Raw genomic sequence first — 22,681 nt, 5'->3', positions numbered from 1 at the left:
CGGAGGAGCCATGTCCGTTCTGGCCGAGCGACTGTCCCGAGCCGGCATCCACGACGTCGTCACCGTCTCGCCGCTCAGCGGTGGGCTCGCCGCGATCGCCGGGACGGCCCACCGGAGCAATGGACCACCGGTCTTCGTCAAGGGTTTCACCGACGCTCCGGACGGCGACGTGTTCGTGGCGGAGGCCGACGGCCTGGCGGCGCTGCGGGATCTCGGCGGGCTGGCGACACCCGAGGTGCTCGTGGCGAATCACGAGGTGCTCGTGCTGTCGCTGCTGCACCCCCGGCCGGACGGCGCGGCGTTCTGGGAACGGTTCGCGCACGCGGTCGCCCGTCTGCACACCGGCACCGTCCATCCGCGCTTCGGGTGGCACCGGGACAACTGGCTGGGCCGCCGACGCCAGGTCAACACGTGGACCGGCGACGGTTTCGCCTTCTTCGCCGAGCACCGGCTGCTGCGCTGGCTGGGCGAGCCCCGGGTCGAGGCGGCGCTCGGGCCCGCCGACCGCGCCGCACTGGAACGGCTCTGCGCCCGGCTCCCGGAGTTGCTGCCGGACCGGCCGGCCTGCCTGACACACGGCGACCTGTGGACCCAGAACGTGCTGGCCACCGCGGACGGGCGGGCGGCGGTGATCGATCCGGCGGTCTCGTACACGTGGGCCGAAGTGGATCTGGCCCACCTCTGGACCACGGCGCCGCCGCCCGCGGCACGCCGGTTCTTCGCGGTGTACGCCGAACTGACCGGCCTCGACGACGGCTGGCCGGCCCGGATGCCGATCATCCAGCTCCGGCAGCATCTGGCGGTGCTGGCCCAGTTCGACGACGACTGGGGTGCCGCCGAGACGATCCGGGCCACCCTCAAACCGTACAGCTTTCGCTGAATACAGGATTTGCTGTACTGTCCGCGACATGGAGACGGTGACGCACGCGGAAGTCCTCGCCCGGTTCGGGCACGCCCTGTCGGATGCGACCCGGGCGCGACTGCTGCTGGCGCTGCGGGACGCGCCCGGTTATCCGGCCGAGCTGGCCGACATGCTCGGCGCGACCCGGCAGAACCTGTCGAACCACCTGGCCTGCCTGCGCGGCTGCGGCCTGGTCGTGGCCGTCCCGGAGGGCCGCCGCACCCGGTACGAGCTGGCCGACTCCCGCATCCGGCACGCCCTGGACGACCTGCTCGGCCTGGTCCTGGCCGTCGACCCGGCCGCCTGCCCGGACGCCGCCACCAAGGACTGCTGCTGATGGCCGTCATCACGCTCGACCGGCGGGCGGTGCTGACCCGGCGGATCCGGCTGCTGGTCGGCGTCACCATCGGTTACAACGTGATCGAGGCCGTCGTCGCGATCGGCGCCGGGACCGCGGCCGGGTCCACCGCGCTGATCGGATTCGGTCTCGACTCGGTCGTCGAGGTGTCCTCGGCGGCCGCCGTCGCCTGGCAGTTCGCCGGCCGTGACCCGGCCCGGCGGGAACGGACCGCGCTGCGGATCATCGCGGTGTCCTTCTTCGCCCTGGCCGCCTACGTCACCGCGGATTCGCTGATCGCTCTGGCCGGCGGGGCCGAGGCCGAACACTCCACGATCGGGCTCGGGCTGGCCGCGCTGTCCCTGGCGATCATGCCGGGTCTGTCCCTCGCCCAGCGCCGCGCCGGTCAGGAGCTGGGTTCACGCTCTGCCGTCGCCGACTCCCGGCAGACGATGCTCTGCACCTACCTGTCCGCGGTGCTGCTCGCCGGGCTCGGGCTCAACACCCTGTTCGGCTGGAGCTGGGCCGACCCGGTCGCCGCGCTGGTCATCGCCGCCGTCGCGGTCAAGGAGGGCCGCGACGCCTGGCGCGGCGACACATGCTGCGCCCCGGCCACCGCGCACGAGCTCGACTCCAACAACTCCAGCAACTCCGGCGACGCCTGCTGCGCCCCGAGCACCGTGCCCGACTCCGGAAATTCCGGCGACGCCTGCTGCACTCCGAGTACCGCGCCCGGCTCCGGCGGCGACCGTGGTGGTCACTCGTGATCGCGGCGGCGGGCGCGCTGGCGCTCAATCTGACCGCGCTGATGCTGGCGTTCGGCTGGCGGACCCTGGCGCAGTGGCGGGCCACCGGCGACACCGGGCTGCGGCTGGACGCCGGGCCGCCCGGAACGCTGCGCTGGTGGGCGAAGATCCTGTTCGTCGCCGCGCTCGTGCTCGGAGTCGCCGGGCCCGCCGCCGGACTGGCCGGACTGGACCCGATCGGTGCCCTCGATCACCGGTGGGCCCAGGTCACCGGCCCGATAATCGCGATTCTGGGCATCGGCGCGGTCCTCGTCGCTCAACTGAACATGGGCGCGTCCTGGCGGATCGGCGTCGACCCGGGCGAGCGCACCGCCCTGGTCACCGGTGGAGCGTTCGCCGTATCCCGCAATCCGATCTTCGCTGCGATGGCCGTGACCAGCACCGGGCTCACCCTAATGGCCCCGAACCCGGTCGCCGTCGTCGCCACGGTGGCGCTGCTGGTCGCCCTTCAGGCGCAGGTCCGGCGGGTGGAGGAGCCCTATCTGCTCCGGGCGCACGGCGACTCCTATGCCGCCTACGCGGCCCGGGTCGGACGGTTCGTGCCCGGCCTCGGCAGACTTGCGCTGGAGTGAACCCCAGCGCCTACCGTCGCGGCATACGAAGCACGAGAGGAATGGCCGTACCGGCGCCGGGTGGGGTTTGGCCGGAACTGGTCGTCGCACGGCGCGAGCTGCGGCCGGACGACGTGGCGGTCCGGGTGCTGTGGTGCGGGGTCTGTCACTCGGACCTGCACGCGGTCGAGGCGATGACGGCCGGCGCGCCGCCCCTGGTGCGGGCCGGCGCGCCGCCCCTGGTGCCGGGGCACGAGTTCGTCGGCGAGGTCGCCGAGGTGGGTGACGCGGTGACCGGGCTGCGGCCGGGCGACCTGGTCGGAGTCGGCAACATCGTCGACTCGTGCGGCGAGTGCGCGGCCTGCCGGGACGATCAGGAACAGTTCTGCGCCGGCTTCCCGACGCTGACGTACGACAGCGCCAGCCCGGGGGCGTACGCCGGGGAGTATGTGGTCCGGGAATCGTTCGCCTACCTGCTGCCGGACGGGCTGGACCCGGCCAGGGCCGCGCCGCTGATGTGCGCCGGCGCCACCGTCTTCGAGCCGCTGCGCCGGTGGAACGCCGGGCCGGGACAGCTGGTCGGGGTGGTCGGCCTCGGTGGGCTGGGGCATCTGGCGGTCAAGTTCGCCAAGGCGCTCGGAGCCCGGGTCGCGGTGTTCACCACCTCACCCGGCAAGGTCGCGGCAGCCCGGGAACTCGGCGCCGACGAAGTGATCCTGAGCGCGGACGTGGACGCGCAGGCCGGGCGCTTCGACCTGAGCACGGACGTAGACGCGCGCGCCGGGCGCTTCGATCTGAGCGCGGACGTGGACGCGCGGGCCGGGCGCTTCGATCTGAGCGCGGACGTGGACGCGCGGGCCGGGCGCTTCGATCTGATCCTGGACACCGCACCGGCGAAACACGACCCGTCGCCGTACCTGCGGGCGCTGCGGATGGACGGCACCCTGTGCATGCTGGGCATTCCGGACCGTTACGACGTCGACGCGATGGCGCTGCTGCACGGGTACAAGAGGCTTACCGCCTCCGGGAGCGCCGGGCGCAGGCGTACCCGCGAGATGTTGTCCTTCGCCGCCGCCCACGGCATCACCGCCGACGTCGAGAAGATCCCGGCCCGGCAGGTGGGCGAGGCGTTCGCCCGGCTAGCCCGCAACGACGTGCGCTGGCGTTTCGTGCTGGATCTCACCGACCTGGGCTGAGCCGCACCGGCCTACCATGATCGCGTGACAACTTCCACGGCAGTCGGCATCCGCGAGGTGTCCGAGCTGACCGGTCTCAGCCCGGACACCCTGCGCTGGTACGAGCGGGAAGGGCTCCTCCCCCTGGTGCAGCGGACCCCGGACGGGCGCCGCCGGTACGGTCCCGCCGCCATCCGCTTCATCCGGCTCGTGCAGGCGCTGCGCCGGACCGGAATGCCGGTGGCCGAGGTGCGCGACTTCGTCCGGATGGGGCCCGGCACCCCGGACAACAGCGTCCGGCGGCTGGACATCCTGACCCGCCAGGAGGAGGAGTTGCGCCGGCGGATCGACGGGTTGCAGGGCGATCTCCGCGTGATTCAGGACAAGATCGACGACTACCGGACCCTGATCGCCGCCGGCCGCGACTGCGAGGACGACGGCTAGATCATCCGGTGATCACTTTCCGCTCGGTGTTCGCCCCTTGCCCGGTGATCATCTTCTGGTCGGCGCTCTCCCTCTGCTCGGTGATCACCTTCTGCGCGGCGCCCTCACGGCCGGTGTTCTCACGGGCGGCGTACTCCCGGGCGGGATTCTCTCGGGCGGCGGTCTCCCGGCTGGCCACGGCGACCGGCTCGGCGCTGGCCCGGGCGGTCACGGCGATCTTGCGTGGCTTGGCCCGCTCCGCGACCGGGATCCGGATGACCAGGACCCCGTTGTTGTAGGCCGCATCGATGCGATCGGTGTCCAGCGCGTCGCCGAGGAACAGCTGGCGGGAGAAGACCCCGAGCGGGCGCTCACTCAGCTGCACCGTGGCCTGCTCACCCAGGTTGATCGGGCGGCGCTCGGCACGGACGGTCAGCACGTTGCGCTCCACGTCGATGTCGATCGCGTCGGCGTCGACGCCGGGCAGATCGAACGCGATGACGAACTCGTCGCCGTTGCGATAAGCGTCGACGGGCATCGCGGTCGGGCGCGACCAGGTGCCTGTCGAGGGCGCCCCGAACAGCTGCTGCGCGATCCGGTTGACCTCGGTGAAGGGCTCGCTGCGCATCAACATTTCCCCACCTCCTGTGGTCTCGACTCAACGGTCAATGCGCGATACGGTTTTTCTATCACGTCATCGCACCGATGACAACTCACTCGTCATCCTTCCGATGACATACAGGAGAGACCCGTGCCCGACAGCCCACCCGAGCCCCGCGACTTGACCGCAGCCATCGCCATGATCACCACCACCGCCGACCGAGCGGCTCAGGAAACCGGCGGAGACCAACCGCCGGTCACCGGGGCTGAGCTGCTCGATGCCCTGGTGCTGCTGCGCTGGGCCCAGGCCGAGTTGACCGGCCTCGAGCCGGTGCTGATCGCCGCCGCCCGCGCCGCCGGGGTCTCCTGGCAGGCACTCGCCCCGGCGCTCGGGGTCGCCAGTCGCCAGGCCGCCGAGCGGCGCTACCTGCGCGGAGCCTCCGCGACCGGCCGGGATCAGGCGGGCACCACCCGCGACGACCGGGTCCAGGCCGAGCGCGACCGCCGGGCCGGCAACCGCGCCGTCGGCCGATGGGCCAACGACAACACCGCCGACCTGCGCCGCCTGGCCGGCCAGATCACCGCCCTGACCGATCTGGGCGACGCCGCGACCGAAGACCTGACCCAGCTGCACCGGGCTCTCGGCGACACCGACGCGGCAGCCCTGCCCGGCCTGCTGGCCGCCACCCACCAGCATCTCCCCGGCCATCCCGACCTGGCCGCCCAGATCGACACCATCAACTTCCACACCGCCGAGATCCGCCGCAACCCCACCCGCCGCGACGACGAGACCTCCTGATCGTCCGGTTCGGCGTAGGCTTCCGGTTCGTGGACGAGTTGATCGACTTCTATCTTCAGCCGAGTGTCACCTCTGATCTCGGACGTCATCGGGAGCTGCTGGCGGGGCTCCCGGATGAGCCGGAGGCGCTCGGGCGTGTCGTTCGGGGGCTGTTGATCCATGACTACACCGTGAAGGTCGAAGGGCTACCGTTCTCCGACGATCGGTGGGCTCACCTGCAGACCGTCGGCGCGGAAGCGATTCTGGACAATGTGCTGGGCATCGATGCGGCGCCGCTGGGTCAGGAACGGGCCGCCGAGCGGCGGATGGTGGGCTTCTGCTACCACTTCGCGCTGTTGCACTGTGCGCTGTTGCGGGCCACGGGCACCCCGGCACGGATCCGATGTGGTTTCGCCGGCTATTTCCAGGCGGGGATCTGGGCGGATCATTGGGTGGTCGAGTACTGGGACGGCAAGCGCTGGATGCGCACCGATCCCCAGATCGGCCGGCATGATCTGAGCGGCGACGATTTCCGGGACGGCATCACCGGATGGCACGGGGCCCGGGCGGACCCTTCGACTTCACCGGCGTACGGAAATGGGGAGCTCTGGGGTTGGGATGAACTCCGCGGCACCCTGATCAACGACGTCGCCGCCCTGAACAAGGTCGAGGTCGCCGGCTGGTACTGGTGCGAACCGCTGATGGTGGAACCGCTCGACCAGCCGCACCGCGATCTCGACGACGCGCTCGACACGTTCGCCCGTCTCGCGGGCAGCGCGCACTCGGTCGCCGCGATCAGGGCGAACGCCGAGCGGTATCCGGAGTTCCAGCCCCCACCGGATGCTGTCGCGCGATAGGACGAGCGGCGCACATCTCGTCCGGGAGCCCCGGTCGCGGCCCGGTCAGGATGGCCCGGCCGTGACACCGGCGCCCGGGCAGCCTCCCGGATCCACCGCGTCCGAGGGGTGAGGAGATCCATGTCCAAGGATGACGAGTTTGACCTCGTCCGGGAGTCGATCAAACAGTTGATCGACCGGCTGGACGGCGTGCCCAAGCCGTTGCGCAAGTTGGTGCAGGACAACGTCGACATTCTCTACACGCTGGTCCATGACCATCGGGTGCCGCGGGTGATGCTGCTCGGCCGCCGCGGCAGTGGAAAGTCGATGCTGGTCAACGCGTTCTTAGGTGCCGAGGTACGGCCGACCGTTTCGGTGCATTCGACGACCGGGAGCGCGCCCTGGGAGTCGTACGAGCGGGACGGCAGACGGATGGAGATCCTGGACACCCGGGGTGTCCAGGAGAGTTCGAAGCCGGTGGAGAGCGATTCCGCGGCCAGTCCTCTGGAGTCACTGATGGCCGTGGTGCGGCGTACTCCGCCGGACGTCATCCTGTTCGTCGTCACGGCCACCGACGTGGACGTCGCCATGGAAGGTGACCTGGATGCGCTGGTGCGGGTGCATCAGGAGATCTCCCGGCTCAGCGACCGGCCGCCGACGATCATCCCGGTCCTGACCAAGGGCGATCGGCTGGACCCGAACGATGTGCCGATGTCGGAGGGCGACCCGGAGAAGTCGGCGAACGTCACCGCGGCGACGGAGACCCTGTTCCGGCATCTGAAAGCCGTCTCATACCTGACTCCGTTCCTGGCCGACCCGGTTCCGACGGTCGCGAACGTGGCCTACGACAGTGTGACGAAACTGCCGAAGCACGGCCATGACTACCGCTGGAACATCGGCCGCCTGACGACTGTGATGTTCGAACATCTGCCGGACGAGGCCAAGCTGGAGTTCGCCCGGCTGGAGAATCTCACCCAGGTTCGGCGGAAACTCGCCGGGCGCGTGGTCAACAGCACGGTCGCGATCTGCGGCGGCGTCGGTTACCAGCCGATCCCGATCGTCGACCTGCCGGTGCTCACCGGCATCCAGATCGCCATGGTCATGGTGGTGGGCTACATCGGTGGGGCGGAGATGTCCGTCCGGGCGGCACGTGACCTGATCGGCGCGCTCGGTGTCAACGTGGTCGCCGGGATGGCGTTCCGGCAGCTGGCACGCAGCATGATCAAGCTGATTCGGGGCGCCGGGACGGTCGCGGGTGGTGCGGTGTCCGGCAGCGTGGCCGCCTCGGGGACGAAGGCCATCGGCGCCGCCGCGATCTCGTACTTCATCGACGGCAACAACATCGAGAAGGTGCGGGACGCCTACCGGCGCCGGGCCGGGAACGACTGAGGATCGGCGCTTGACTTCAAGCGCTTGAACCCGGGCAGAGTCTGCGGGCATGACGACGAACGACACGATCGTGCTGGTCACCGGGGCCACCGGGCATGTGGGTGGGCATGCGGTGGACCGGCTGTTGCGGGACGGGTTCCGGGTTCGGGCGGTGGTCCGGGATCCGGGACAGGAGGCGGCGGTACGCGGGCGGGCCCCGCACGCCGGGCAGCGGCTCGAAGTGGTGGCCGCGGAACTGGTCGCCGATGACGGGTGGGACAAGGCGATGTCGGGCGTCCGGTACGTGTGGCATCACGCGTCGCCGTTCCCGGGTGGGCAGCCGCGCACCAACGACGAGGTGATCGTTCCCGCGCGGGACGGGACGGTGCGGGTGCTCGCCGCGGCCCGCGACGCCGGGGTCGAGCGGGTGGTGCTGACCTCGTCGTACGCGGCGGTGGGCTACACACTCAAGCCCGGCGGCCACTACGACGAGTCGGATTGGACGGACCCGGACGACGATCTTTCCGCGTACGTCCGGTCGAAGGTCGCCGCCGAGCGCGCCGCCTGGACCTTCGTGCGTGACCACGGCGGACCGGAACTCGCCGTGATCAACCCGACCGGGATCTTCGGGCCGCTGCTGGACGCCCGGCTGTCGGCGTCGACCGGGCTGGTCAAGGCGTTCCTGGACGGCACGATGCCGGTGGTGCCGCGCATGTACTTCGGGGTCGTCGACGTCCGTGACGTGGTCGACCTGCACCTGCGCGCGATGACCGATCCGGGCGCGGCCGGGCAGCGGTTCCTGGCCGTCGGCGGCCCGGCGATCAGCTTCCACGAGATGAGCCGCCTGGTCGGCCGGGAGGTGGTGGAGCTGACCGACGAGCAGGTCCGCGAGGGCGCCCGCACCGATCCGGCGCTGCGCGAGGCGGCCCGGCTGGGCGGGCGGATCCCGGTGATCAGCAACGACAAGGCCCGCCGGGTGCTGGGCTGGCAGCCCCGGCCGGTCGAGCGGACCATCACCGACACCGCCGCCAGCCTGCTCGCCCTGGGTTAAAAGCTGCGCAGGATCTTCTCCACCCGCTGTACGGCGGTGGCCTCGCGGGCCCGGTCCCCTTCGGTCCGGGCCTGCCACAGGTCCGCCTTGCCACTCAGGTACTCCTGCCGCAGCCGCAGCTGTTCGACCTGCTCGGCCAATAGTCCGGCCTGCTCGGTGAACAGTTCCCGCAGCTCGCCGGCGGCGCTGTCACCCCGGGCGGCGAGGGTGGCGTAGCGGCGCATCCCGTCCAGGGTCATCCCGGACGACCGCAGGCAGGCGAGGGTGTCGGCCCGGGACAGCGCCGCCGGCCCGTACCGCCGGTGGCCGCTGGCCGGATCCCGGTCGACACCACCGATCAGGCCGATCTTCTCGTAGTAGCGCAGGGTGGGCTCGCTGAACCCGGTACGCCGCGCCACCTCCTGGATGGTCAACATGGAACGAGGGTACGGGGCAGCCGGACAGCCCGGCGGCCACTAACGTGGACACGTGCATCTACCGGAATCACTGCGCGAGCTGATCGCCTCGGGTCCGTTGGTCCATCTCAGCACCGTCAACCCGGACGGCGGCCCGCAGGTGAGCGTCATCTGGGTCGGCCTGGACGGCGACGACCTGGTCAGCGGCCACATGGGCAGGTACGCGAAGCTGCGCAACATCGAGCGCGATCCGCGGGTGGCCCTCTCCTTCCTCGGAGCCCGGGACCACGCGGTCACGCTGAACCCCTACGCCGTGCTGTACGCGCAGGCCACCGTCGAGCCGAGCGACCGCGCCTGGGACCTGCTCGACGACCTGACCAAGGTCTACCAGGGGCCGGACGAGACGTTCCCCGCCCCGCAGGGCCCTGGTTTCCTGATCCGCTACCGGGTGCAGCGGATCACCGGCGTCGGGCCCTGGGCCGGCTGAGACGGCCGGGGGAATGAGCTGTTGCACACCGTCGCCGGACCGGGCGGGTGGGATCGAGGCGGCCCCGGTCGTCACCGGTGGGATGCACCGGATCGAGCAGGTGGCGGTGCCGGGGCAGACCTTCGCGATGGGTGACGCGCACGGCGACGGGACACCGGCGGACGGCGAGCGGCCGGTCCACGACGTCCGGGTGGACGGCTTCAGCATCGACGCCACCGCGGTCACCGTCGCCGATTTCCGGGCGTTCGTGGCCGCCACCGGCTTCCGGACCGAGGCCGAGTCGTACGGCTGGTCGGCGGTCTTCCATCTGGCGCTGACCGATCCGGCCCGGGTCGCCGGGCGGACGCGCGGCACTCCGTGGTGGCTCGGGGTCGAGGGCGCCGACTGGGCGCACCCGGGCGGGCCCTCCGACACCGCCGCCGCCGACCATCCGGTGGTGCACGTGAGCTGGAACGACGCGCGGACCTACTGCGCGTGGGCCGGGCGGCGGCTGCCGTCCGAGGCCGAGTGGGAGGCCGCGGCCCGGGGCGGTGCGGCCGCCCGGCGTTACCCGTGGGGTGACGAGCTGCCCACGGACGGGCACGCGGTCAACATCTGGCAGGGCGCGTTCCCGGCGGACAACTCCGGCGCCGACGGCTGGGTCACCACCGCACCGGTCCGGTCGTTCCGGCCCAACGGCTACGGCCTGTGGCAGCCGGTCGGCAACGTGTGGGAGTGGTGCGCGGACTGGTTCTCCCCCACCTACTACTCGTCGTCACCGCTCGACAACCCCCAGGGCCCATCTGCCGGTACGTCGAAAGTGATCCGTGGCGGCTCCTACCTCTGCCACGACTCGTACTGCAACCGCTACCGCAACGCCGCCCGGTCGTCCAACACCCCCGAGTCCTCGACCGGCAACACCGGTTTCCGGACCGTGTCCGCTCAGGGCAGGAACACCGAGTTGGCCGGGACGTAGCTGCCGTTGAGGACGTGCCACAGGTGACGGGAGCCGTTGCGCAGGTATTCGTCGGGCCCGAACGTGGCCGCCCACAGCAGCGCGGACATCGCCGGTTTCGCGGCCGCGCCGACGTGGGTCAGGGCGTTGAGCGCCTGCAGCCGCACCCGGCGGTCGGCATGGTTGCCGAGGGTGTCGGTCAGCCAGGAAACCGCCGGTGAGGTCCGGCCGAGGAGCGTGAGCGATTCGGCGATCACCACCTTGACCTGCGGCGACGCCTCCACGGCGAACCGGGCGGCCAGGGTCTCGGCGGCGGGTGTCGCGCGGTCGGCGAGGATCAGCAGCCCGGTGGCCGCCCAGTAGCGGATCACCTCGTTCGGGTCCGCGAGGCCCGCGGTGAACGCCGGGATCCGCGCGGGATCACGCAGAATCGCCGCGCCGGCCAGATCCAGGACGCGGGCCAGCGGGTACGCCCCCGGGGCACGGCTGGCGTCGTAGCCCTCCAGGGGTGAGCCCTCCGGGATGAACCCGTTGTCGACGACGTCGAGCAGGTGCTGGTCCAGGGCGGCGCGCAGCCGGTCGAGGGTGGCCCGGTGCGCGGGGTCGGTCGCCAGGTTGACCACCTCGTCCGGGTCGGCGTGCAGGTCGTAGAGTTCCTCGGCGGGTTTGGGGCGCCAGAACCGGTCTTGCACGGTGTTCAGGGTGCCGTCCAGGTGGGCCTGCTCCCACTCCTGGTAACCCTTCTGCTGCCACGCGTACGCCTGGTGCTGCCCCACGGCCGGTGCGGGGCGAAGTTGCGCAGATAGCGGAAGCGCTGGTCACGGACGGTGCGGACCATGTCGTAGCGCTCGTCCATCCGGTTGCGCATGCCGAACGCGTACCGTGGTCGATCCGTTCCGGTCAGCGCGGTGCCGGTCATGTGGGCCGGCGGTTGCACCCCGGCCAGGGTCAGCACCGTCGGCGCCAGGTCCAGGGAGGTGACCGGGTCGGTGACGACCGAGCCGGGCGGGGCCGGCGCCAGGTGCGCCCACTTCGCCGGGTAGCGGACGATCAGCGCGGTGTGCAGGCCGCTGTCGTAGCAGTACCGCTTGGTGCGGGCAGGACTCCGCCGTTGTCGGAGTAGTAGAAGACGATGGTGTCCTCGGCCAGGCCGTCGGCGTCCAGTTCGGCCAGGCGGGCCGCGACCTCGCCGTCGAAGCGGGCGATCAGGTCGTAGTAGTGCGCCCGGTCGGCGCGGATGCGCGGGGTGTCGGGCAGGTAGGCCGGTACCCGTACCGCCGCGGGGTCGGTCTGGCCGTCCCCGGCCGTGAAGACGGCGCTCTCGTGGGTGGTCATCGAGTTGAAGACCGCCAGGAACGGGGTGTTCGCGGGCCGGCGGCGCCAGTGCGCGAACGGGCCGGACAGGTTCCAGATCTTCGCGGCGTCGTACGGCGCGTTGTAGTCGGTCTTGTCGTTGTTGGTGGTGAAGTAGCCGGCCTGGCGCAGGTACTCGGGGTAGCCGCGCAGGAACTCCGGGATCCGGCCCTCGGCGCGCATGTGCTCGGCCGGGCCGCAGCTCTCCGGCGGCATGCCGGTCAGGATCGCGAACCGTGACGGCGCACAGACCGGCGCGCTGGAGAACGCGTTGGTGTAGAGCACACCCTGTTCGGCGAGCCGGTCGATGGTGGGGGTGCGGGCGAGCGTGTCACCGTAGGCGCCGAGGAACGGGTTGTTGTCCGCGCTGACGATCCACAGGATGTTCGGGCGTTCGGCGGCCGCGGTCGCCGCGGTCGCCGGCACCGCGGCGGCGAGCGCACCCCCCAGCACCTGGCGTCGGGACACACCGGCGTTTTCCATACATTACCTACCGATCCCATAGGCAAATTCATGCATGATCATAGATGAAGGCCCGAGCGGTGGACGGCTCGGACGGCGCGGGATGGTGGGCTTTGACGATCCGGTGCAGGCCCAGGGTCAGCAGGGGGTAGATGAAGTAGCCGTAGCGGGTCGACGGGGCGAGGCTGAAGATCAGGGTCCAGATCGCGGTCACCTGTAGCAGGGCGGTGGCGACGTCGCGGGCCGGGCGCCGCCACAGGTAGACGCAGACCGTCGCCATCATGATCACCAGAAAAATGGTCATCAGCAGCTTGCCGGACTCCCCCGTGGCGACCATCTGGCCGGGCATCGGGCTGGCCGCCGTGGTTTGCTGCGGCGTCAACCGCAGGGGGAACAGAATCATGTTGCGGATCAGGTCGTACGGGCCGGTCAGCATCGCCGGAGCGGTGGCGACACCGGCGGCCAGCGCGGCGAGCAGCCCGGAACCGGTGAAGACGAGTGCCGGGCGGCGGCCGTGACGGACCAGCAGCATCGGCACGATCACCAGCAGGACCGGCAGGGCGGTCACCTTCATCGCGCACGCCACCCCCAGCGCCGCCCCGGCCAGAGCCGTCCGCCTCCCATGGGCCAGCAGGGCGACACTGATCACCAGCAGGCCCAGCACCGGCAGGTCGGTGCCACCCAGGACGAACGGCAGCGCCAGTACGGGTGATCCGAACGCCGCTACCAGGGTCAGCACCGGGCGGTCGGCCCTCAGATGGCGCAGTGCCGCGTAACCCAGCAGGATCGCGCTCAGCCCGAACCAGGTGCGCGGGTTGCCGGCCCAGCCGTCCAGGCCGAGGGCGTGCGGGAGGCCGAAAACGGTCAGCGGCGGGCCGTACGGGTTCAGGGATTCGGGGCCGGTCAGCTGCTCGATCGGCAGGTAGGGGCTGCCGGTCTCGAGCAGCAGGCGGCCGGCGCGTTTCACCACGGTCAGGGCGCCCATGCCGGTGGTGGGCATGTCCCGGCCGCCGGTCACCAGCCAGATCAGGGGTGCGATCACGGCGCCGAGCAGGGCGGCGACCGCGGCGGTGGCGCGGGCCGCGGGGTGCCGCCACCGCCACGTGACCAGGGCGGCCAGCGCGTATCCGCCGACCGCCCAGCGGCCCCAGGACGCCTGCACCTGCTGGCCGGCGAGGGCGGCGACCCCGGCCGCGAACACGGCGCTCAGGGTCCAGCCGGTCGCCCGCCAACCGGCCGGGTGGTTCCGGCGGAGCTTGCCGACCGTACGCCAAACGGAATTTGATCTTGCGGTTTCGGGCATGGAGAAGCCACCCCACCATTCGGATAAAGGGATCACGACCGGCTGGAATCAGGCGCCGAGGCCTTTCACACAGGGGAAGACGACCGTTTCCCCGGAATGGATTCACCAGCCGCAGTGATCCACATCACCGACCGGACGGTGGGGTGGGTTCACGTCGTCAGGACGGCAGGACCAGCGCCGAATATTCGGGACGGGCCGCCTCGGCGGGGATCGTGGTCAGACCGCGCAGCATGGCGTTGCGGGCGGCCAGGGCTTCCGCGGTGGCCGGGAACAGCACCGAACCGCCGTTGCCGGCCAGGTCCTGGTTGGCCTCGATGAACGGGCGGGTGTCCCGCTCGTACCCGCCGAAGGCCTGCTCGTGATGATCGTTCCCGGCCAGGGCGGTGGCGAGCATGTAGGCGCCGACCAGCCCCAGACTGGTGCCCTGGCCGGTGACGAAGGACGGGGCGTGCGCGGCGTCGCCGGCCAGCGCGACCCGGCCGCTGGACCACCGGGGCATCCGGATCTGGCTGACCACGTCGAAGAACAGGTCGCCGGCCTCGCGCATCACCGCGACCATCCGCGGGATCTCCCACCCGTCGCCGGCGAAGACCGAGGCGACCAGGTCCCGTTGCGCGCGCGGGTCGCGGAACGCGTCGAACGGCGGATCCGGCCGGCGGAAGGTGAGGAAGCCGTGCACCTGGTCGCCGTCGCCCACCGCGTAGAGGGCGGCGCCCCGGCCGGGTTCGCACCAGGTGACGCCCTCCCGGGACAGGCCGAGATCGTTGGGCATGGTGAAACCGGCGAAGCAGTGCCCCAGGTAGCGGTGGTACTGCTCCTCCGGGCCGAACCGCAGGGCGCGGGTGTTCGAGTGCAGTCCGTCGGCGCCGATGACCAGGTCGAAGGTGCGCTGTGCGCCGCTGCGGAACGTGACGTCGATGCGGTCCGGGTGCTCGTCGAGTGTGGAGATGCTGTCGCCGAAGACGAACTCGACGTCGTCACGGACCGCGTCGTACAGGATCGTGGTGAGGTCTCCTCTCGGGATCTCCAGGTCGTTGCCCTCGGTGCCGCGGACCACGGCGTCCGGTTTGACCGAGGCGATCGGGCTGCCGTCCGGCTCCAGGAAGGTGAGTCGTTCGGTGTTGATGTGGGCGTCGCGCAGCCGTGGCATCAGGCCCATGCGGCGGACGACCTCCAGGGCCGTCCCGCGGATGTCGATCGGGTACCCACCGCCCCGGATCGTGTCGGACTTCTCCACCACGGTGACGTCGAAACCGTGCCTGTGCAGCCAGTACGCCAGCGCGGGACCGGCGATGCTCGCTCCGGAGACAAGTACTCTGCTCATCAGTTACCTCCTTCGCCAGAATATATACCTAAGTTAGCTATCTAGAAGGGTCTGATGACCGACACCACGAACGACGGCGACCTCGACCTGCTCGCCGTCCTCCCCCGGTTCTCCCAACTCGGCACCGCGCTCAACGCCAGCCGGCTGATCGAACGCGCCACCGAGAACGCCGGCCTGCGCCTGGACCGCCCGGCGCTCGGAGTCCTGGTCGCGCTGCGGACCGGCGGCGAACCACTGCGCGTCGGCGAGATCGCCAAACGCATGCAGGTCGTCGGCCCGCACGTCACCCGCCAGGTCAACGAGTTGGAACGGCGCAACCTGGTGCAGCGGGTCGCCGACCCGGACGACAAACGGGCCCGCCTGGTCGCGCTGACCCCGGACGGTGAGGAGGCGGTCGGCCGCTACCTGCAGACGGTGCTCGGCGTCCTCGGCGAGGCCCTGGCCGGCTGGTCACCGGAGGACCGCCGCACCTTCGGACGCCTGCTGGACCGCTTCGCCACCGACCTGACCAGCCGGCTCAGCACGCTCGACTCCTGAGTGTCGGCAGTGGACGCGGGGGCCTAATCTGCGCCTCATGATCGGCCTGCTGTCCGCCACTCTCCTGTTCGTACCGCTGACAGTTTTCGCGGTTTTCGCGGTTTTTGTGGCCCAGATCCGCACCGTGCACCGGACGATTCCGATGGCCGACCAGCCGCCGCCACGGGCCGAAGGGCTGTTCGGGCCCCGGTTCACCGGCCCGCCGCTGCGGCTGGCGGTGCTCGGCGACTCGTTCGCGGCCGGGTACGGCGCCACCCGCCCCCGGGAGACCGTCGGCGTGCTGCTGGCGACCGCCCTGTCCCGGCACGCCCGGCGGCGGGTGCTGCTGCACCGGCCGGCCGTCGTCGGCGCGATGTCCTCCGATCTGGCCCACCAGGTGGACGCCGCGCTGCCACGGTCGCCGCAGATCGCCGTCATCTACATCGGCGGCAACGACGTCACCCGCTTCGCATCCCTGGACCGGTCGGCCCGCGAACTCGGCGCGGCGGTGGCCCGGCTGCACGCCGCGGGCTGCCGGGTCTTCGTCGGCACCTGCCCCAACCTGCGGATCCTGCCACCGTTACGGCCACCGCTGCGCTGGCTGGCCTCGTGGCGCAGCGGCCGCCTGGCCACCGCCCAGGCAACGGCGGTCCAGGCCGCGGGCGGCCACCCGATCTCCTTGGCCGACCTCCTCAACCCCCACTTCGAAGCCGATCCGGTACGCATGTTCGGCCCGGACCGCTTCCACCCGTCCCCAGCCGGCTACGCCCGAGCAGCAGCCGTAACCCTCCCGACGATGCTGTCCGTCCTCCGCACCGACACGCCTGTTCTGACCGGCATGCATCCCTCCGGACGGGTATGACGGAACCATGATCGGACGCTACGAACATGTGGACCTCGACGCGGCGGTGAGGCCCGCGGACGTGATCGCTGCCGCCGGCGCCTGGCTCGGGGCGGAGCTCGCTCCGAGCGGGTTCGTGTGGGTGCCCCGGTCCAAACGGCTGCAGCGTCAGGTGGGGACGCTGGTTCATCAGGTGCATGTCCAGGCGTATCGGGGGAACCGTGCTGGTCAGGCCATTCGGATCGGGACGATGCTCAATGTCCGTGAGGTGGCGCTGCGGTCATGGCGGGAGGCCAACCTCGGCCGGGTCATGGAACCCGTGGACGACTTCGTCTGCGGTCACCTTCTCGGGTACGCCTCGGGTCGTTCGAACGGCTACGTCTACGGTGACGCCAAGGACGGCGACGTCGACCTCACCGACCCGGCACAGCGCGAGATGCGCCTGCGGGCCTTCGCGACCATGTTCCATGAAGCGGTTCTGCCGTGGTTCGACGAGGCGAGCGATCCCGAGCGGATTGTCGGCTCGCGGGCCGGCGACTACACCAACAATCCGTCCGCGCTGGTCGAGTGGCTGGCGAGTCGCGACCGCCCGGACCTCGTCGGCGACTACGCCGATCGGTACCTCGCCCGCACGCCCGGTGCCCAAGCCTCCTTCGAACGTGGCACCGCCCGAGCGGAAGCCGGAGTTCCTCACAAAGGGGACATCGCGGAAGGTCTGGGCTGGTCCGTCGCCCGGCTGTGCTGACTCACACCGGCCGCAGCGCCGTCGTGTCCGAGGTGGCGGCCTCGTATGCCGAGCGCAGCTGGTCGGTGGCTCTCGGGGACGACGGGTCGGGGCGGGCGACACCGAGGTGCAGTTCGCGCAGTTCGTCCATCAGGCGGCCGAGCAGTTCCGGGCCGCCGTCGCGGAGTAGTTCGGCGCGGATCCGCAGGCGCTGGTCGCCGTCGCGGTGGGACAGGCCCCAGGTGCCGAGTGCCACCATGATCGGCAGTACCTGGATGCCCGCCTCGGTCAGCGAGTAGGCGGCCCGCTGACCGCGCCGGGTCTCCGCGCGGGTGAGCAGACCCGCCTCGGTGAGCCGTCGCAGGCGGGCGCTGAGAATGTTGCTGGCGATGCCTTCTTCACTGCCGGTGAGCAGTTCCCGGAAGTGGCGCCGGCCGCCGAACATGATGTCGCGCAGCACGAGCACGGCCCAGGGGTCGCCCAGCACCTCGACCGCCTGGTTGATCGGGCACCCGGACCGCGGCGCGGCTTCCATGGCCGACACTCCTCTCAGTGATTGCAATCGACAACCACCCACCCTAACCTTCGTCAGTAGTTGCAGATCGCAATCACTGGAGGAGCCGTGGCCGCTCGGTTCGTGTACTGGATGAACGTTTCCGCCGACCTCAGGATCGAACACGCAGCCGGCGAAGAGGGCGGTGGTGAGTGGATGCGGATCGGTGAGGGCCTGCACCGGGAGTTCAACAAGCGGGCCGCCCGCCTGTCCGCGATGGTCGAGGGGCGGGTGATCCACGAGACGATGGAGTCGTTCTGGCCCGCCGCCCGCGACGACGAGTCCCTGCCCGACTTTCTGCGTGAATACGGCAGGATCTGGACTTCGAAACCCAAATTCCTGGTTTCCCGTACGCGTACCAGCGCCCCGCACGACACCCGGGTCCTCGACTCGATCGAGGCCGTGGCGAGCCTCCGCGACCAGTTCGACGGCGATATCGGTGTCGGTGGCGCGGGCGTGGCCACCCAACTGCTGACGGCGGGTCAACTGGACGAGCTGCTGCTCTTCACCCATCCGGTGATCCTCGGCTCGGGCCGCCCCCTGTTCGACGACCACGACATCCCGATCGAACTGGACCTGCTGGAACACGAACGTTTCGACGAAGGTGTCACGATGCACCGCTACGCCGTCCGTAAACGATGATCATCATTGCTGGGCAGCTGCACGTCGCGCCGGGTGACCGGAAGCGATACCTGGCGGCGACCGCGGACGTGGCACGGCTGGCCCGCGAGGCGGCCGGCTGTCACGACTTCGTGCAGGCAGCCGACCCACTCGACGCCGGGCGGATCAACATCTACGAACGCTGGGAGTCCGACGAGGACCTGGCCCGATTCCGAGGTGAAGAAGGTGAACGGAGCGACGGAGATCTCCCACCGCTGCAGGGCGCTGACGTGCGCAAATACCGGATCTCCGGCGTCGAGGACGCATAAGACCTAACTGGTCACCGCGGCCGGGCCCAGAAGACCGCTGAGTGCGGTGGGCACCCCGGACTCCGGGCCCTGCCAGGCCACGTAACCGTCGGGGCGCACCAGGACCGCCTGATCCGACCGGTCTGCCGGAGTGACGGCGAGCAGGCGACCGTCGTACCCGCGAATGGTCCTGGTGGTCAGAAGGACGTGGCGGCCCTCGCGGAGTGCCTCGTAGAGCCGGCCCCCACCCTGGAGCGGGATGTCGGCCGCTCGCGGCGCGCCGGGATAGGTGATGCCGACACCGGAGATGATGCCGGTGGCGCGGGCGGCTATCGGGGGCAGGGCCAGGAGCAGGGCGCCGATCGTGTTGCGGAGGGCCCGGGCCGGGGCGGTGCGGATCATCGCCAGGCGGATCAGGGTGCCGCTGCTGCGCAGGACCAGGCGGCCGACCGGGTGACGTTCGGTCTGGTAGGTGTCGAGCAGGCCGTCCGGCGCCCAGCCGTGGACGGTGGCGGCGAGTTTCCAGGACAGGTTGGCGGCGTCCTGCAGGCCGGTGTTCATGCCCTGGCCGCCGGCGGGTGAGTGCACGTGGGCGGCGTCCCCGGCGAGCAGCACCCGGCCGATCCGGTATTGCGGGGTCTGCCGCTCGTCGCTGTGGAACCGGGACAGCCAGCGTGCCTCGGTGAGGCCGAAGTCGGTGCCGAGCACCCGGCGGGTGACGTCGCGGATCTCGTCGAGGGTGACCGGTTCGCCGTCGGTGACCTGGTGGCGGCGGTCCCAGGCGAAGATCCGGTGCCAGCCGTCGCCGAACGGCACCACCATCGCGAACGCGTCGCCGATCGCGTTGACGGCGAGCGTGTCCTCCGGCGGGCTGGTCAGTCGCACGTCGGCGAGCATGAGCGAGGTGAGCACAGATCTGCCGGGGAAGGGCAGGCCGAGCGCCTGGCGGACGGTGCTGCGCACGCCGTCGGCGCCGACGGTCCAGTCCGCGGTGACGGTCCGGGCGCCGAATTCCAGGGTGACGCGGTCGCTGTCCTGGCGCAGCCCGGTCAGGTGCGCGCCGCGTTCGATGTGGGCGCCGGCGGCCAGGGCGCGTTCCTCGAGGGCCTGCTCGATCCGGTACTGCGGGGTGATCAGCAGGAACGGGAAGCGGGACGGCAGCCGGGACAGGTCGAGGCGAATGCGGTCGAAGAGGCGCAGGTGCGTCACCGGCGCGCCGCCGTCCACGATGCGGTCGGCGAGGGACCGGGCGTCGAGGATTTCCAGCGTACGGGCGTGGACCCCGAACGCGCGGGTCAGGTTGGACGTGGTGTCGCGGCGTTCGAACACGGTCACCGGGACTCCGGCCTCGGCCAGGTCTCCGGCCAGGAGCAGCCCGGTCGGCCCGGCCCCGATGATCGCGACGGTGGTGTGCATCGGTTTCCCTCCTTTGTTGCCAACGCTTGTTGACTAAGACGCTAGGCCTGACCGGCGTCTCAGGTCAACGCTTGTTGGCATATGGTGCGGGAATGACCGCGCGCCGATCCGACACCACCCGGGCCGCCATCCTGGCCGCCGCCCGTGAGCGCTTCGCCACTGACGGATTCGAGCGCGCCACCATCCGCGCCATCGCCGCCGACGCGAGCATCGACCCGGCGATGGTGATGCGCTACTACGGCAACAAGGAGGCGCTGTTCGCGGCGGCCGCCGACTTCGACCTGCGGCTGCCCGACCTGACCGGCGTCCCCACCGGCGAGATCGGCACCCGGTTGGCCCGGCACTTCCTGCACCGGTGGGACACCGACGAGGCCCTGGTGGCCCTGCTGCGGGCGGCCGTCACCAAGGAGGGCGCCGCCGAGCGGATGCGGATCATCTTCGCCACCCAGCTCGGCGCGCTCGTCGCCCGGCACGCGCCCGCCCCCGAGGAGGCGCCGGTCCGGGCCGGGCTGGTCGCCACCCAGATGCTGGGGTTCGCGCTGTGCCGGTACGCCCTGCGGTTGCCGCCGGTGGTCGGCCTCTCCCCCGACGAGGCGGTCGCCTGGCTGGCACCGACCATCCAGCGTTACCTGACCGGCACGCCGGACTGACCAGAACCGGTCAGTACTTCTCGCCGCAGTTCTCGCTGTCGGCGACCTTCTCCAGCAGCTGCGCCAGCTGAACCCTTTCGGCCGGGTTGAGTGCGGCGAACAGGTCGTCGTCGGCCCCGCTCAGGATCTTGTCGGCTTCGGCAAGGGCGGTGGCGCCCTGGTCGGTGATGGTGACGACGTGGCGCCTGCGGTCGGCGGGGTCGCGCTGCCGGGCGAGCAGGCCCAGCCCTTCCAGCTCGTTGAGGACCGCGACCAGGGCGCTCGGGTCGACACCGAGCAGGTCGATCAGCGCCTGCTGGCTGACCGGGCCGTCGGCCAGGTGCCCCAGCGTGAACAGCGAGCGCATGGTCAGCCCGCGTGCGGCGAGCGCGTTACGGACCCGGGCGCCGGCGACCGCGCCACGCCCGGCCAGGAGCACGCCCAGCTGCGCGGTGACCGCGGTACGGGTAGTCGATGCCATGTGGCCCATCATACCGACCCCTATAATTGTTGACCTCGAATAATCGTTGTAGTGGTCCAACGATTCCGCACTCGCTATCGTTCAGGAGCACCCATGTTCGTCGCGTACGCCGTCGCCGCTGTCGTTTTCGGTCTGGCGGTCACCGGCACCGCCCTCGCCAAGATCCGTGGAGTCGACCGGGTCGTCGCCGGCTTGACCGCGGCCGGCGTACCGCAATCGTGGTTCGTGCCTCTCGGTCTTCTGAATCTCGCCGGGGCGCTCGGCCTGTGGATCGGCATCGCCTGGCGGCCCCTCGGCATCGCCGCCGCCACCGGCCTGGTCCTCTACTTCGCCGGCGCGGTGATCACCCACGTCCGGGTCCGCGACACCGCGGGCCTGCCGATGCCCGCCCTGCTCACGGCCCTCGCGGCGATCACCCTGACGCTCGCCGTCGCCTCGATCTGAACCCACGGCAACAAGGAGAGAACATGTCCACCTACGTACTCGTGCACGGCGCCTGGAACAGCGGCGAGGCCTGGAGCCGCGTCGTGCCGCTGCTGACCGCCGCCGGGCACCGTGTCCTCGCCCCGTCGCTGACCGGCCACGGCGACACGGCGCATCTGCTCGGCCCGGACGTCGATCTCGACACCCACGTAGCGGACGTGGTGAACCTGATCGTCGACGCCGACCTGACCGAGGTGATCCTGGTCGGGCACAGCTACGCCGGGATGGTCGTCACGTCGGTCCTCAACGAGATCCCCGACCGGATCGGCCACCTGGTCTATCTGGACGCCATGATCCCGGAGCACGGCGAGTCCGCCCTCGACGTCATCCCGATGACACAGTTCCTAATTGACCAGGCCGCCGGCACGAACAACCCCTGGCGTATTCCGCCGCTGCCGGAGATGCCGCTGCCCGCCGGGCTGTTCGGCGTCACCGACCCGGCGGACCAGGCCTGGCTGCGCACGATGCTCTCCGACGAGGCGGTCCGCTGCTTCCAGCAACCGGCCCGGCTGGACAACCCCGACAGCACCAGGATTGCGCGTACGCACATCGAATGCACCGTGGGCGCCCCGCCGAACCGCCGTCCGGTGCCCCCGGTACAGCCCGACGGCACCCCGGCGCAGGTCTGGGAACTGCCCACCGGCCACGACTGCATGATCACCATGCCCACCGAACTCGCCGCCCTGCTGCTCAAACTCGCCTGACGCCGACCGAACTCAAAGAGTGTGAGCGAGGTGCTGTACGCCAGCGCGCGTACCCGGGTGGAGCGCTCCGGGGACGTGGTGCGCAAACAGCCCCTCGGGCCGGACGCCGCCGAACGCCTGGACAACGAGCGGGCGATGCTGCGGCTCCTCGACGGCATTCCCGGGGTGCCGCGGCTCGACGATCGGCAACCGCCCGGCATGCTGGTGACCGCCGGTGTGCCGGGCACCGTGCTCAGCGAGCTGCCGATGCCGTGGGAACACGGCCGGCTGATCGAATTCGCCGGTCAGCTGGCCAGGGTCCTGTGCGCGATCCATCGGCACGGTGTGGTGCACCGGGACGTG

General features: G+C 70.8%; 30 protein-coding genes and 2 pseudogenes. 21 read left to right on the top strand and 11 right to left on the bottom strand.

Translation table 11 applies throughout. The annotated features are described in order from the left end of the window. Positions 1-10 precede the first annotated feature (10 nt). The 6 genes from Aco03nite_RS37025 to Aco03nite_RS37000 are packed head-to-tail and all read left to right on the top strand — an operon-like array spanning position 11 to position 4,214. Positions 11-880 carry a fructosamine kinase family protein gene (locus tag Aco03nite_RS37025; protein ID WP_203804684.1) on the top strand — a complete coding sequence of 290 codons (870 nt, stop codon included), beginning with the start codon at positions 11-13 and terminating at the stop codon, positions 878-880. 28 nt (positions 881-908) lie between these two features. Continuing rightward, on the top strand, positions 909-1,238 hold the full coding sequence (locus tag Aco03nite_RS37020; protein ID WP_203804681.1) for an ArsR/SmtB family transcription factor: 330 nt from the start codon (positions 909-911) through the stop codon (positions 1,236-1,238). Further along, positions 1,238-2,005 (top strand): cation efflux transmembrane domain-containing protein, encoded by a 768-nt coding sequence (locus tag Aco03nite_RS37015; protein WP_203804678.1) that lies wholly within the window; start codon positions 1,238-1,240, stop codon positions 2,003-2,005. Before Aco03nite_RS37020 ends, Aco03nite_RS37015 begins: the two co-directional genes overlap by 1 nt. A 41-nt stretch (positions 2,006-2,046) precedes the next feature. Then, positions 2,047-2,616: a methyltransferase family protein gene (locus Aco03nite_RS37010; protein ID WP_203805034.1), complete on the top strand. Its 570-nt coding sequence runs from the start codon at positions 2,047-2,049 to the stop codon at positions 2,614-2,616. Positions 2,617-2,657: 41 nt separating this feature from the next. Beyond that, the gene (locus tag Aco03nite_RS37005) at positions 2,658-3,791 is read left to right on the top strand and encodes an NAD(P)-dependent alcohol dehydrogenase (protein WP_203804675.1); all 1,134 of its coding nucleotides are present in this window, start codon (positions 2,658-2,660) and stop codon (positions 3,789-3,791) included. A 24-nt stretch (positions 3,792-3,815) separates the two neighbouring features. After that, positions 3,816-4,214: a MerR family transcriptional regulator gene (locus Aco03nite_RS37000; protein WP_203804672.1), complete on the top strand. Its 399-nt coding sequence runs from the start codon at positions 3,816-3,818 to the stop codon at positions 4,212-4,214. Between the two features lie 202 nt (positions 4,215-4,416). On the opposite strand, the pseudogene Aco03nite_RS36995 reads toward Aco03nite_RS37000, so the two are convergent. Further along, positions 4,417-4,827, bottom strand: a pseudogene (locus tag Aco03nite_RS36995) (Hsp20/alpha crystallin family protein); the annotation flags it as partial. A 117-nt stretch (positions 4,828-4,944) separates the two neighbouring features. Between Aco03nite_RS36995 and Aco03nite_RS36990 the strand changes: the two are divergent. From Aco03nite_RS36990 to Aco03nite_RS36975, 4 genes are all read left to right on the top strand, one after another. After that, positions 4,945-5,592: a hypothetical protein gene (locus Aco03nite_RS36990; protein WP_239145745.1), complete on the top strand. Its 648-nt coding sequence runs from the start codon at positions 4,945-4,947 to the stop codon at positions 5,590-5,592. A 29-nt stretch (positions 5,593-5,621) separates the two neighbouring features. Next, positions 5,622-6,428 carry a transglutaminase-like domain-containing protein gene (locus Aco03nite_RS36985; RefSeq protein ID WP_203804669.1) on the top strand — a complete coding sequence of 269 codons (807 nt, stop codon included), beginning with the start codon at positions 5,622-5,624 and terminating at the stop codon, positions 6,426-6,428. 120 nt (positions 6,429-6,548) lie between these two features. Then, positions 6,549-7,796: a GTPase gene (locus Aco03nite_RS36980; protein ID WP_203804666.1), complete on the top strand. Its 1,248-nt coding sequence runs from the start codon at positions 6,549-6,551 to the stop codon at positions 7,794-7,796. A 49-nt stretch (positions 7,797-7,845) separates the two neighbouring features. Beyond that, entirely contained in the window at positions 7,846-8,826 is a 981-nt protein-coding gene (locus Aco03nite_RS36975) for an NAD-dependent epimerase/dehydratase family protein (RefSeq protein WP_203804664.1), read from the top strand. Here Aco03nite_RS36975 and Aco03nite_RS36970 read toward each other — a convergent pair. Further along, a complete protein-coding gene (locus tag Aco03nite_RS36970; protein WP_203804661.1) occupies positions 8,823-9,242 on the bottom strand; it encodes a MerR family transcriptional regulator in 420 nt (139 codons plus the stop codon). The two genes, Aco03nite_RS36975 and Aco03nite_RS36970, sit on opposite strands and share 4 nt — an antisense overlap. Before the next feature lie 52 nt (positions 9,243-9,294). Between Aco03nite_RS36970 and Aco03nite_RS36965 the strand changes: the two genes are divergently transcribed. Then, entirely contained in the window at positions 9,295-9,708 is a 414-nt protein-coding gene (locus Aco03nite_RS36965; RefSeq protein ID WP_203804659.1) for a PPOX class F420-dependent oxidoreductase, read from the top strand. Between the two features lie 13 nt (positions 9,709-9,721). After that, positions 9,722-10,663, top strand: coding sequence for a formylglycine-generating enzyme family protein (locus tag Aco03nite_RS36960; protein WP_203804657.1), 942 nt, complete (start codon positions 9,722-9,724; stop codon positions 10,661-10,663). Here the strand turns inward: Aco03nite_RS36960 and Aco03nite_RS36955 are convergent. The 6 genes and pseudogenes from Aco03nite_RS36955 to Aco03nite_RS36935 form a co-directional block, all read right to left on the bottom strand. Next, a complete protein-coding gene (locus tag Aco03nite_RS36955) occupies positions 10,630-11,418 on the bottom strand; it encodes a HEAT repeat domain-containing protein (protein ID WP_203804655.1) in 789 nt (262 codons plus the stop codon). The two genes, Aco03nite_RS36960 and Aco03nite_RS36955, sit on opposite strands and share 34 nt — an antisense overlap. Then, the gene (locus tag Aco03nite_RS36950; RefSeq protein WP_203804653.1) at positions 11,340-11,579 is read right to left on the bottom strand and encodes a hypothetical protein; all 240 of its coding nucleotides are present in this window, start codon (positions 11,577-11,579) and stop codon (positions 11,340-11,342) included. Before Aco03nite_RS36950 ends, Aco03nite_RS36955 begins: the two co-directional genes overlap by 79 nt. A gap of 21 nt (positions 11,580-11,600) precedes the next feature. Then, positions 11,601-11,693, bottom strand: a pseudogene (locus Aco03nite_RS54835) (hypothetical protein); the annotation flags it as partial. Then, positions 11,693-12,463 (bottom strand): sulfatase-like hydrolase/transferase, encoded by a 771-nt coding sequence (locus Aco03nite_RS36945; RefSeq protein WP_203804651.1) that lies wholly within the window; start codon positions 12,461-12,463, stop codon positions 11,693-11,695. The pseudogene Aco03nite_RS54835 and the gene Aco03nite_RS36945, both read right to left, overlap by 1 nt. 43 nt (positions 12,464-12,506) lie before the next feature. After that, the gene (locus Aco03nite_RS36940; protein ID WP_203804648.1) at positions 12,507-13,760 is read right to left on the bottom strand and encodes a glycosyltransferase 87 family protein; all 1,254 of its coding nucleotides are present in this window, start codon (positions 13,758-13,760) and stop codon (positions 12,507-12,509) included. 157 nt (positions 13,761-13,917) lie between these two features. Beyond that, positions 13,918-15,084, bottom strand: a complete 1,167-nt coding sequence (locus Aco03nite_RS36935) for an FAD-dependent monooxygenase (protein WP_203804645.1) — start codon at positions 15,082-15,084, stop codon at positions 13,918-13,920. A gap of 54 nt (positions 15,085-15,138) precedes the next feature. On the opposite strand from Aco03nite_RS36935, the gene Aco03nite_RS36930 reads away from it, so the two are divergent. The 3 genes from Aco03nite_RS36930 to Aco03nite_RS36920 are packed head-to-tail and all read left to right on the top strand — an operon-like array spanning position 15,139 to position 17,186. Next, complete coding sequence (locus Aco03nite_RS36930) at positions 15,139-15,621, top strand: MarR family winged helix-turn-helix transcriptional regulator (RefSeq protein WP_203804643.1); 483 nt, start codon at positions 15,139-15,141, stop codon at positions 15,619-15,621. A gap of 37 nt (positions 15,622-15,658) precedes the next feature. Continuing rightward, positions 15,659-16,462, top strand: a complete 804-nt coding sequence (locus Aco03nite_RS36925) for an SGNH/GDSL hydrolase family protein (RefSeq protein WP_203804641.1) — start codon at positions 15,659-15,661, stop codon at positions 16,460-16,462. Positions 16,463-16,490: 28 nt separating this feature from the next. Continuing rightward, the gene (locus Aco03nite_RS36920) at positions 16,491-17,186 is read left to right on the top strand and encodes a hypothetical protein (protein ID WP_203804639.1); all 696 of its coding nucleotides are present in this window, start codon (positions 16,491-16,493) and stop codon (positions 17,184-17,186) included. 1 nt (position 17,187) lies between these two features. On the opposite strand, the gene Aco03nite_RS36915 is transcribed toward Aco03nite_RS36920, so the two are convergent. Next, positions 17,188-17,700, bottom strand: coding sequence for a winged helix-turn-helix transcriptional regulator (locus tag Aco03nite_RS36915; RefSeq protein ID WP_203804637.1), 513 nt, complete (start codon positions 17,698-17,700; stop codon positions 17,188-17,190). A 111-nt stretch (positions 17,701-17,811) separates the two neighbouring features. Between Aco03nite_RS36915 and Aco03nite_RS36910 the strand changes: the two genes are divergently transcribed. Further along, entirely contained in the window at positions 17,812-18,360 is a 549-nt protein-coding gene (locus tag Aco03nite_RS36910) for a dihydrofolate reductase family protein (RefSeq protein WP_275415941.1), read from the top strand. Then, positions 18,357-18,647, top strand: a complete 291-nt coding sequence (locus Aco03nite_RS36905; RefSeq protein ID WP_203804633.1) for a putative quinol monooxygenase — start codon at positions 18,357-18,359, stop codon at positions 18,645-18,647. The genes Aco03nite_RS36910 and Aco03nite_RS36905 overlap by 4 nt, the downstream gene beginning before the upstream one ends. A 3-nt stretch (positions 18,648-18,650) precedes the next feature. Here Aco03nite_RS36905 and Aco03nite_RS36900 read toward each other — a convergent pair whose 3' ends face one another. Further along, complete coding sequence (locus Aco03nite_RS36900) at positions 18,651-20,042, bottom strand: FAD-dependent monooxygenase (RefSeq protein ID WP_203804630.1); 1,392 nt, start codon at positions 20,040-20,042, stop codon at positions 18,651-18,653. Positions 20,043-20,134: 92 nt separating this feature from the next. On the opposite strand from Aco03nite_RS36900, the gene Aco03nite_RS36895 reads away from it, so the two are divergent. After that, positions 20,135-20,692 (top strand): TetR/AcrR family transcriptional regulator, encoded by a 558-nt coding sequence (locus Aco03nite_RS36895; protein WP_203804627.1) that lies wholly within the window; start codon positions 20,135-20,137, stop codon positions 20,690-20,692. Between the two features lie 10 nt (positions 20,693-20,702). Here the strand turns inward: Aco03nite_RS36895 and Aco03nite_RS36890 are convergent, their stop codons facing one another. Beyond that, positions 20,703-21,152 (bottom strand): MarR family winged helix-turn-helix transcriptional regulator, encoded by a 450-nt coding sequence (locus Aco03nite_RS36890; RefSeq protein ID WP_203804625.1) that lies wholly within the window; start codon positions 21,150-21,152, stop codon positions 20,703-20,705. Positions 21,153-21,245: 93 nt separating this feature from the next. Here Aco03nite_RS36890 and Aco03nite_RS36885 point away from each other — a divergent pair, with 93 nt between their 5' ends. From Aco03nite_RS36885 to Aco03nite_RS36875, 3 genes are all read left to right on the top strand, one after another. Then, positions 21,246-21,596 carry a DoxX family protein gene (locus Aco03nite_RS36885; RefSeq protein ID WP_203804621.1) on the top strand — a complete coding sequence of 117 codons (351 nt, stop codon included), beginning with the start codon at positions 21,246-21,248 and terminating at the stop codon, positions 21,594-21,596. Between the two features lie 23 nt (positions 21,597-21,619). Continuing rightward, positions 21,620-22,339, top strand: a complete 720-nt coding sequence (locus Aco03nite_RS36880; protein WP_203804618.1) for an alpha/beta fold hydrolase — start codon at positions 21,620-21,622, stop codon at positions 22,337-22,339. A gap of 21 nt (positions 22,340-22,360) precedes the next feature. Beyond that, positions 22,361-22,681: phosphotransferase (locus Aco03nite_RS36875; RefSeq protein ID WP_203804615.1), on the top strand; the 321-nt coding region annotated here is incomplete at its 3' end.

The organism is Actinoplanes couchii, from assembly GCF_016862075.1.
Classification (GTDB): Bacteria; Actinomycetota; Actinomycetes; order Mycobacteriales; family Micromonosporaceae; genus Actinoplanes; species Actinoplanes couchii.
This window is presented reverse-complemented; position numbering and strand designations above follow the sequence as displayed.

Coding starts and splice junctions, on each gene's coding strand:
- Aco03nite_RS37025 (WP_203804684.1), top strand. CDS start 11: ATGTCCGTTCTGGCCGAGCGACTGTCCCGAGCCGGCATCCACGACGTC.
- Aco03nite_RS37020 (WP_203804681.1), top strand. CDS start 909: ATGGAGACGGTGACGCACGCGGAAGTCCTCGCCCGGTTCGGGCACGCC.
- Aco03nite_RS37015 (WP_203804678.1), top strand. CDS start 1,238: ATGGCCGTCATCACGCTCGACCGGCGGGCGGTGCTGACCCGGCGGATC.
- Aco03nite_RS37010 (WP_203805034.1), top strand. CDS start 2,047: ATGCTGGCGTTCGGCTGGCGGACCCTGGCGCAGTGGCGGGCCACCGGC.
- Aco03nite_RS37005 (WP_203804675.1), top strand. CDS start 2,658: ATGGCCGTACCGGCGCCGGGTGGGGTTTGGCCGGAACTGGTCGTCGCA.
- Aco03nite_RS36980 (WP_203804666.1), top strand. CDS start 6,549: ATGTCCAAGGATGACGAGTTTGACCTCGTCCGGGAGTCGATCAAACAG.
- Aco03nite_RS36975 (WP_203804664.1), top strand. CDS start 7,846: ATGACGACGAACGACACGATCGTGCTGGTCACCGGGGCCACCGGGCAT.
- Aco03nite_RS36970 (WP_203804661.1), bottom strand. CDS start 9,242: ATGTTGACCATCCAGGAGGTGGCGCGGCGTACCGGGTTCAGCGAGCCC.
- Aco03nite_RS36960 (WP_203804657.1), top strand. CDS start 9,722: ATGAGCTGTTGCACACCGTCGCCGGACCGGGCGGGTGGGATCGAGGCG.
- Aco03nite_RS36940 (WP_203804648.1), bottom strand. CDS start 13,760: ATGCCCGAAACCGCAAGATCAAATTCCGTTTGGCGTACGGTCGGCAAG.
- Aco03nite_RS36935 (WP_203804645.1), bottom strand. CDS start 15,084: ATGAGCAGAGTACTTGTCTCCGGAGCGAGCATCGCCGGTCCCGCGCTG.
- Aco03nite_RS36930 (WP_203804643.1), top strand. CDS start 15,139: ATGACCGACACCACGAACGACGGCGACCTCGACCTGCTCGCCGTCCTC.
- Aco03nite_RS36925 (WP_203804641.1), top strand. CDS start 15,659: ATGATCGGCCTGCTGTCCGCCACTCTCCTGTTCGTACCGCTGACAGTT.
- Aco03nite_RS36915 (WP_203804637.1), bottom strand. CDS start 17,700: ATGGAAGCCGCGCCGCGGTCCGGGTGCCCGATCAACCAGGCGGTCGAG.
- Aco03nite_RS36910 (WP_275415941.1), top strand. CDS start 17,812: ATGAACGTTTCCGCCGACCTCAGGATCGAACACGCAGCCGGCGAAGAG.
- Aco03nite_RS36905 (WP_203804633.1), top strand. CDS start 18,357: ATGATCATCATTGCTGGGCAGCTGCACGTCGCGCCGGGTGACCGGAAG.
- Aco03nite_RS36900 (WP_203804630.1), bottom strand. CDS start 20,042: ATGCACACCACCGTCGCGATCATCGGGGCCGGGCCGACCGGGCTGCTC.
- Aco03nite_RS36895 (WP_203804627.1), top strand. CDS start 20,135: ATGACCGCGCGCCGATCCGACACCACCCGGGCCGCCATCCTGGCCGCC.
- Aco03nite_RS36890 (WP_203804625.1), bottom strand. CDS start 21,152: ATGGCATCGACTACCCGTACCGCGGTCACCGCGCAGCTGGGCGTGCTC.
- Aco03nite_RS36885 (WP_203804621.1), top strand. CDS start 21,246: ATGTTCGTCGCGTACGCCGTCGCCGCTGTCGTTTTCGGTCTGGCGGTC.
- Aco03nite_RS36880 (WP_203804618.1), top strand. CDS start 21,620: ATGTCCACCTACGTACTCGTGCACGGCGCCTGGAACAGCGGCGAGGCC.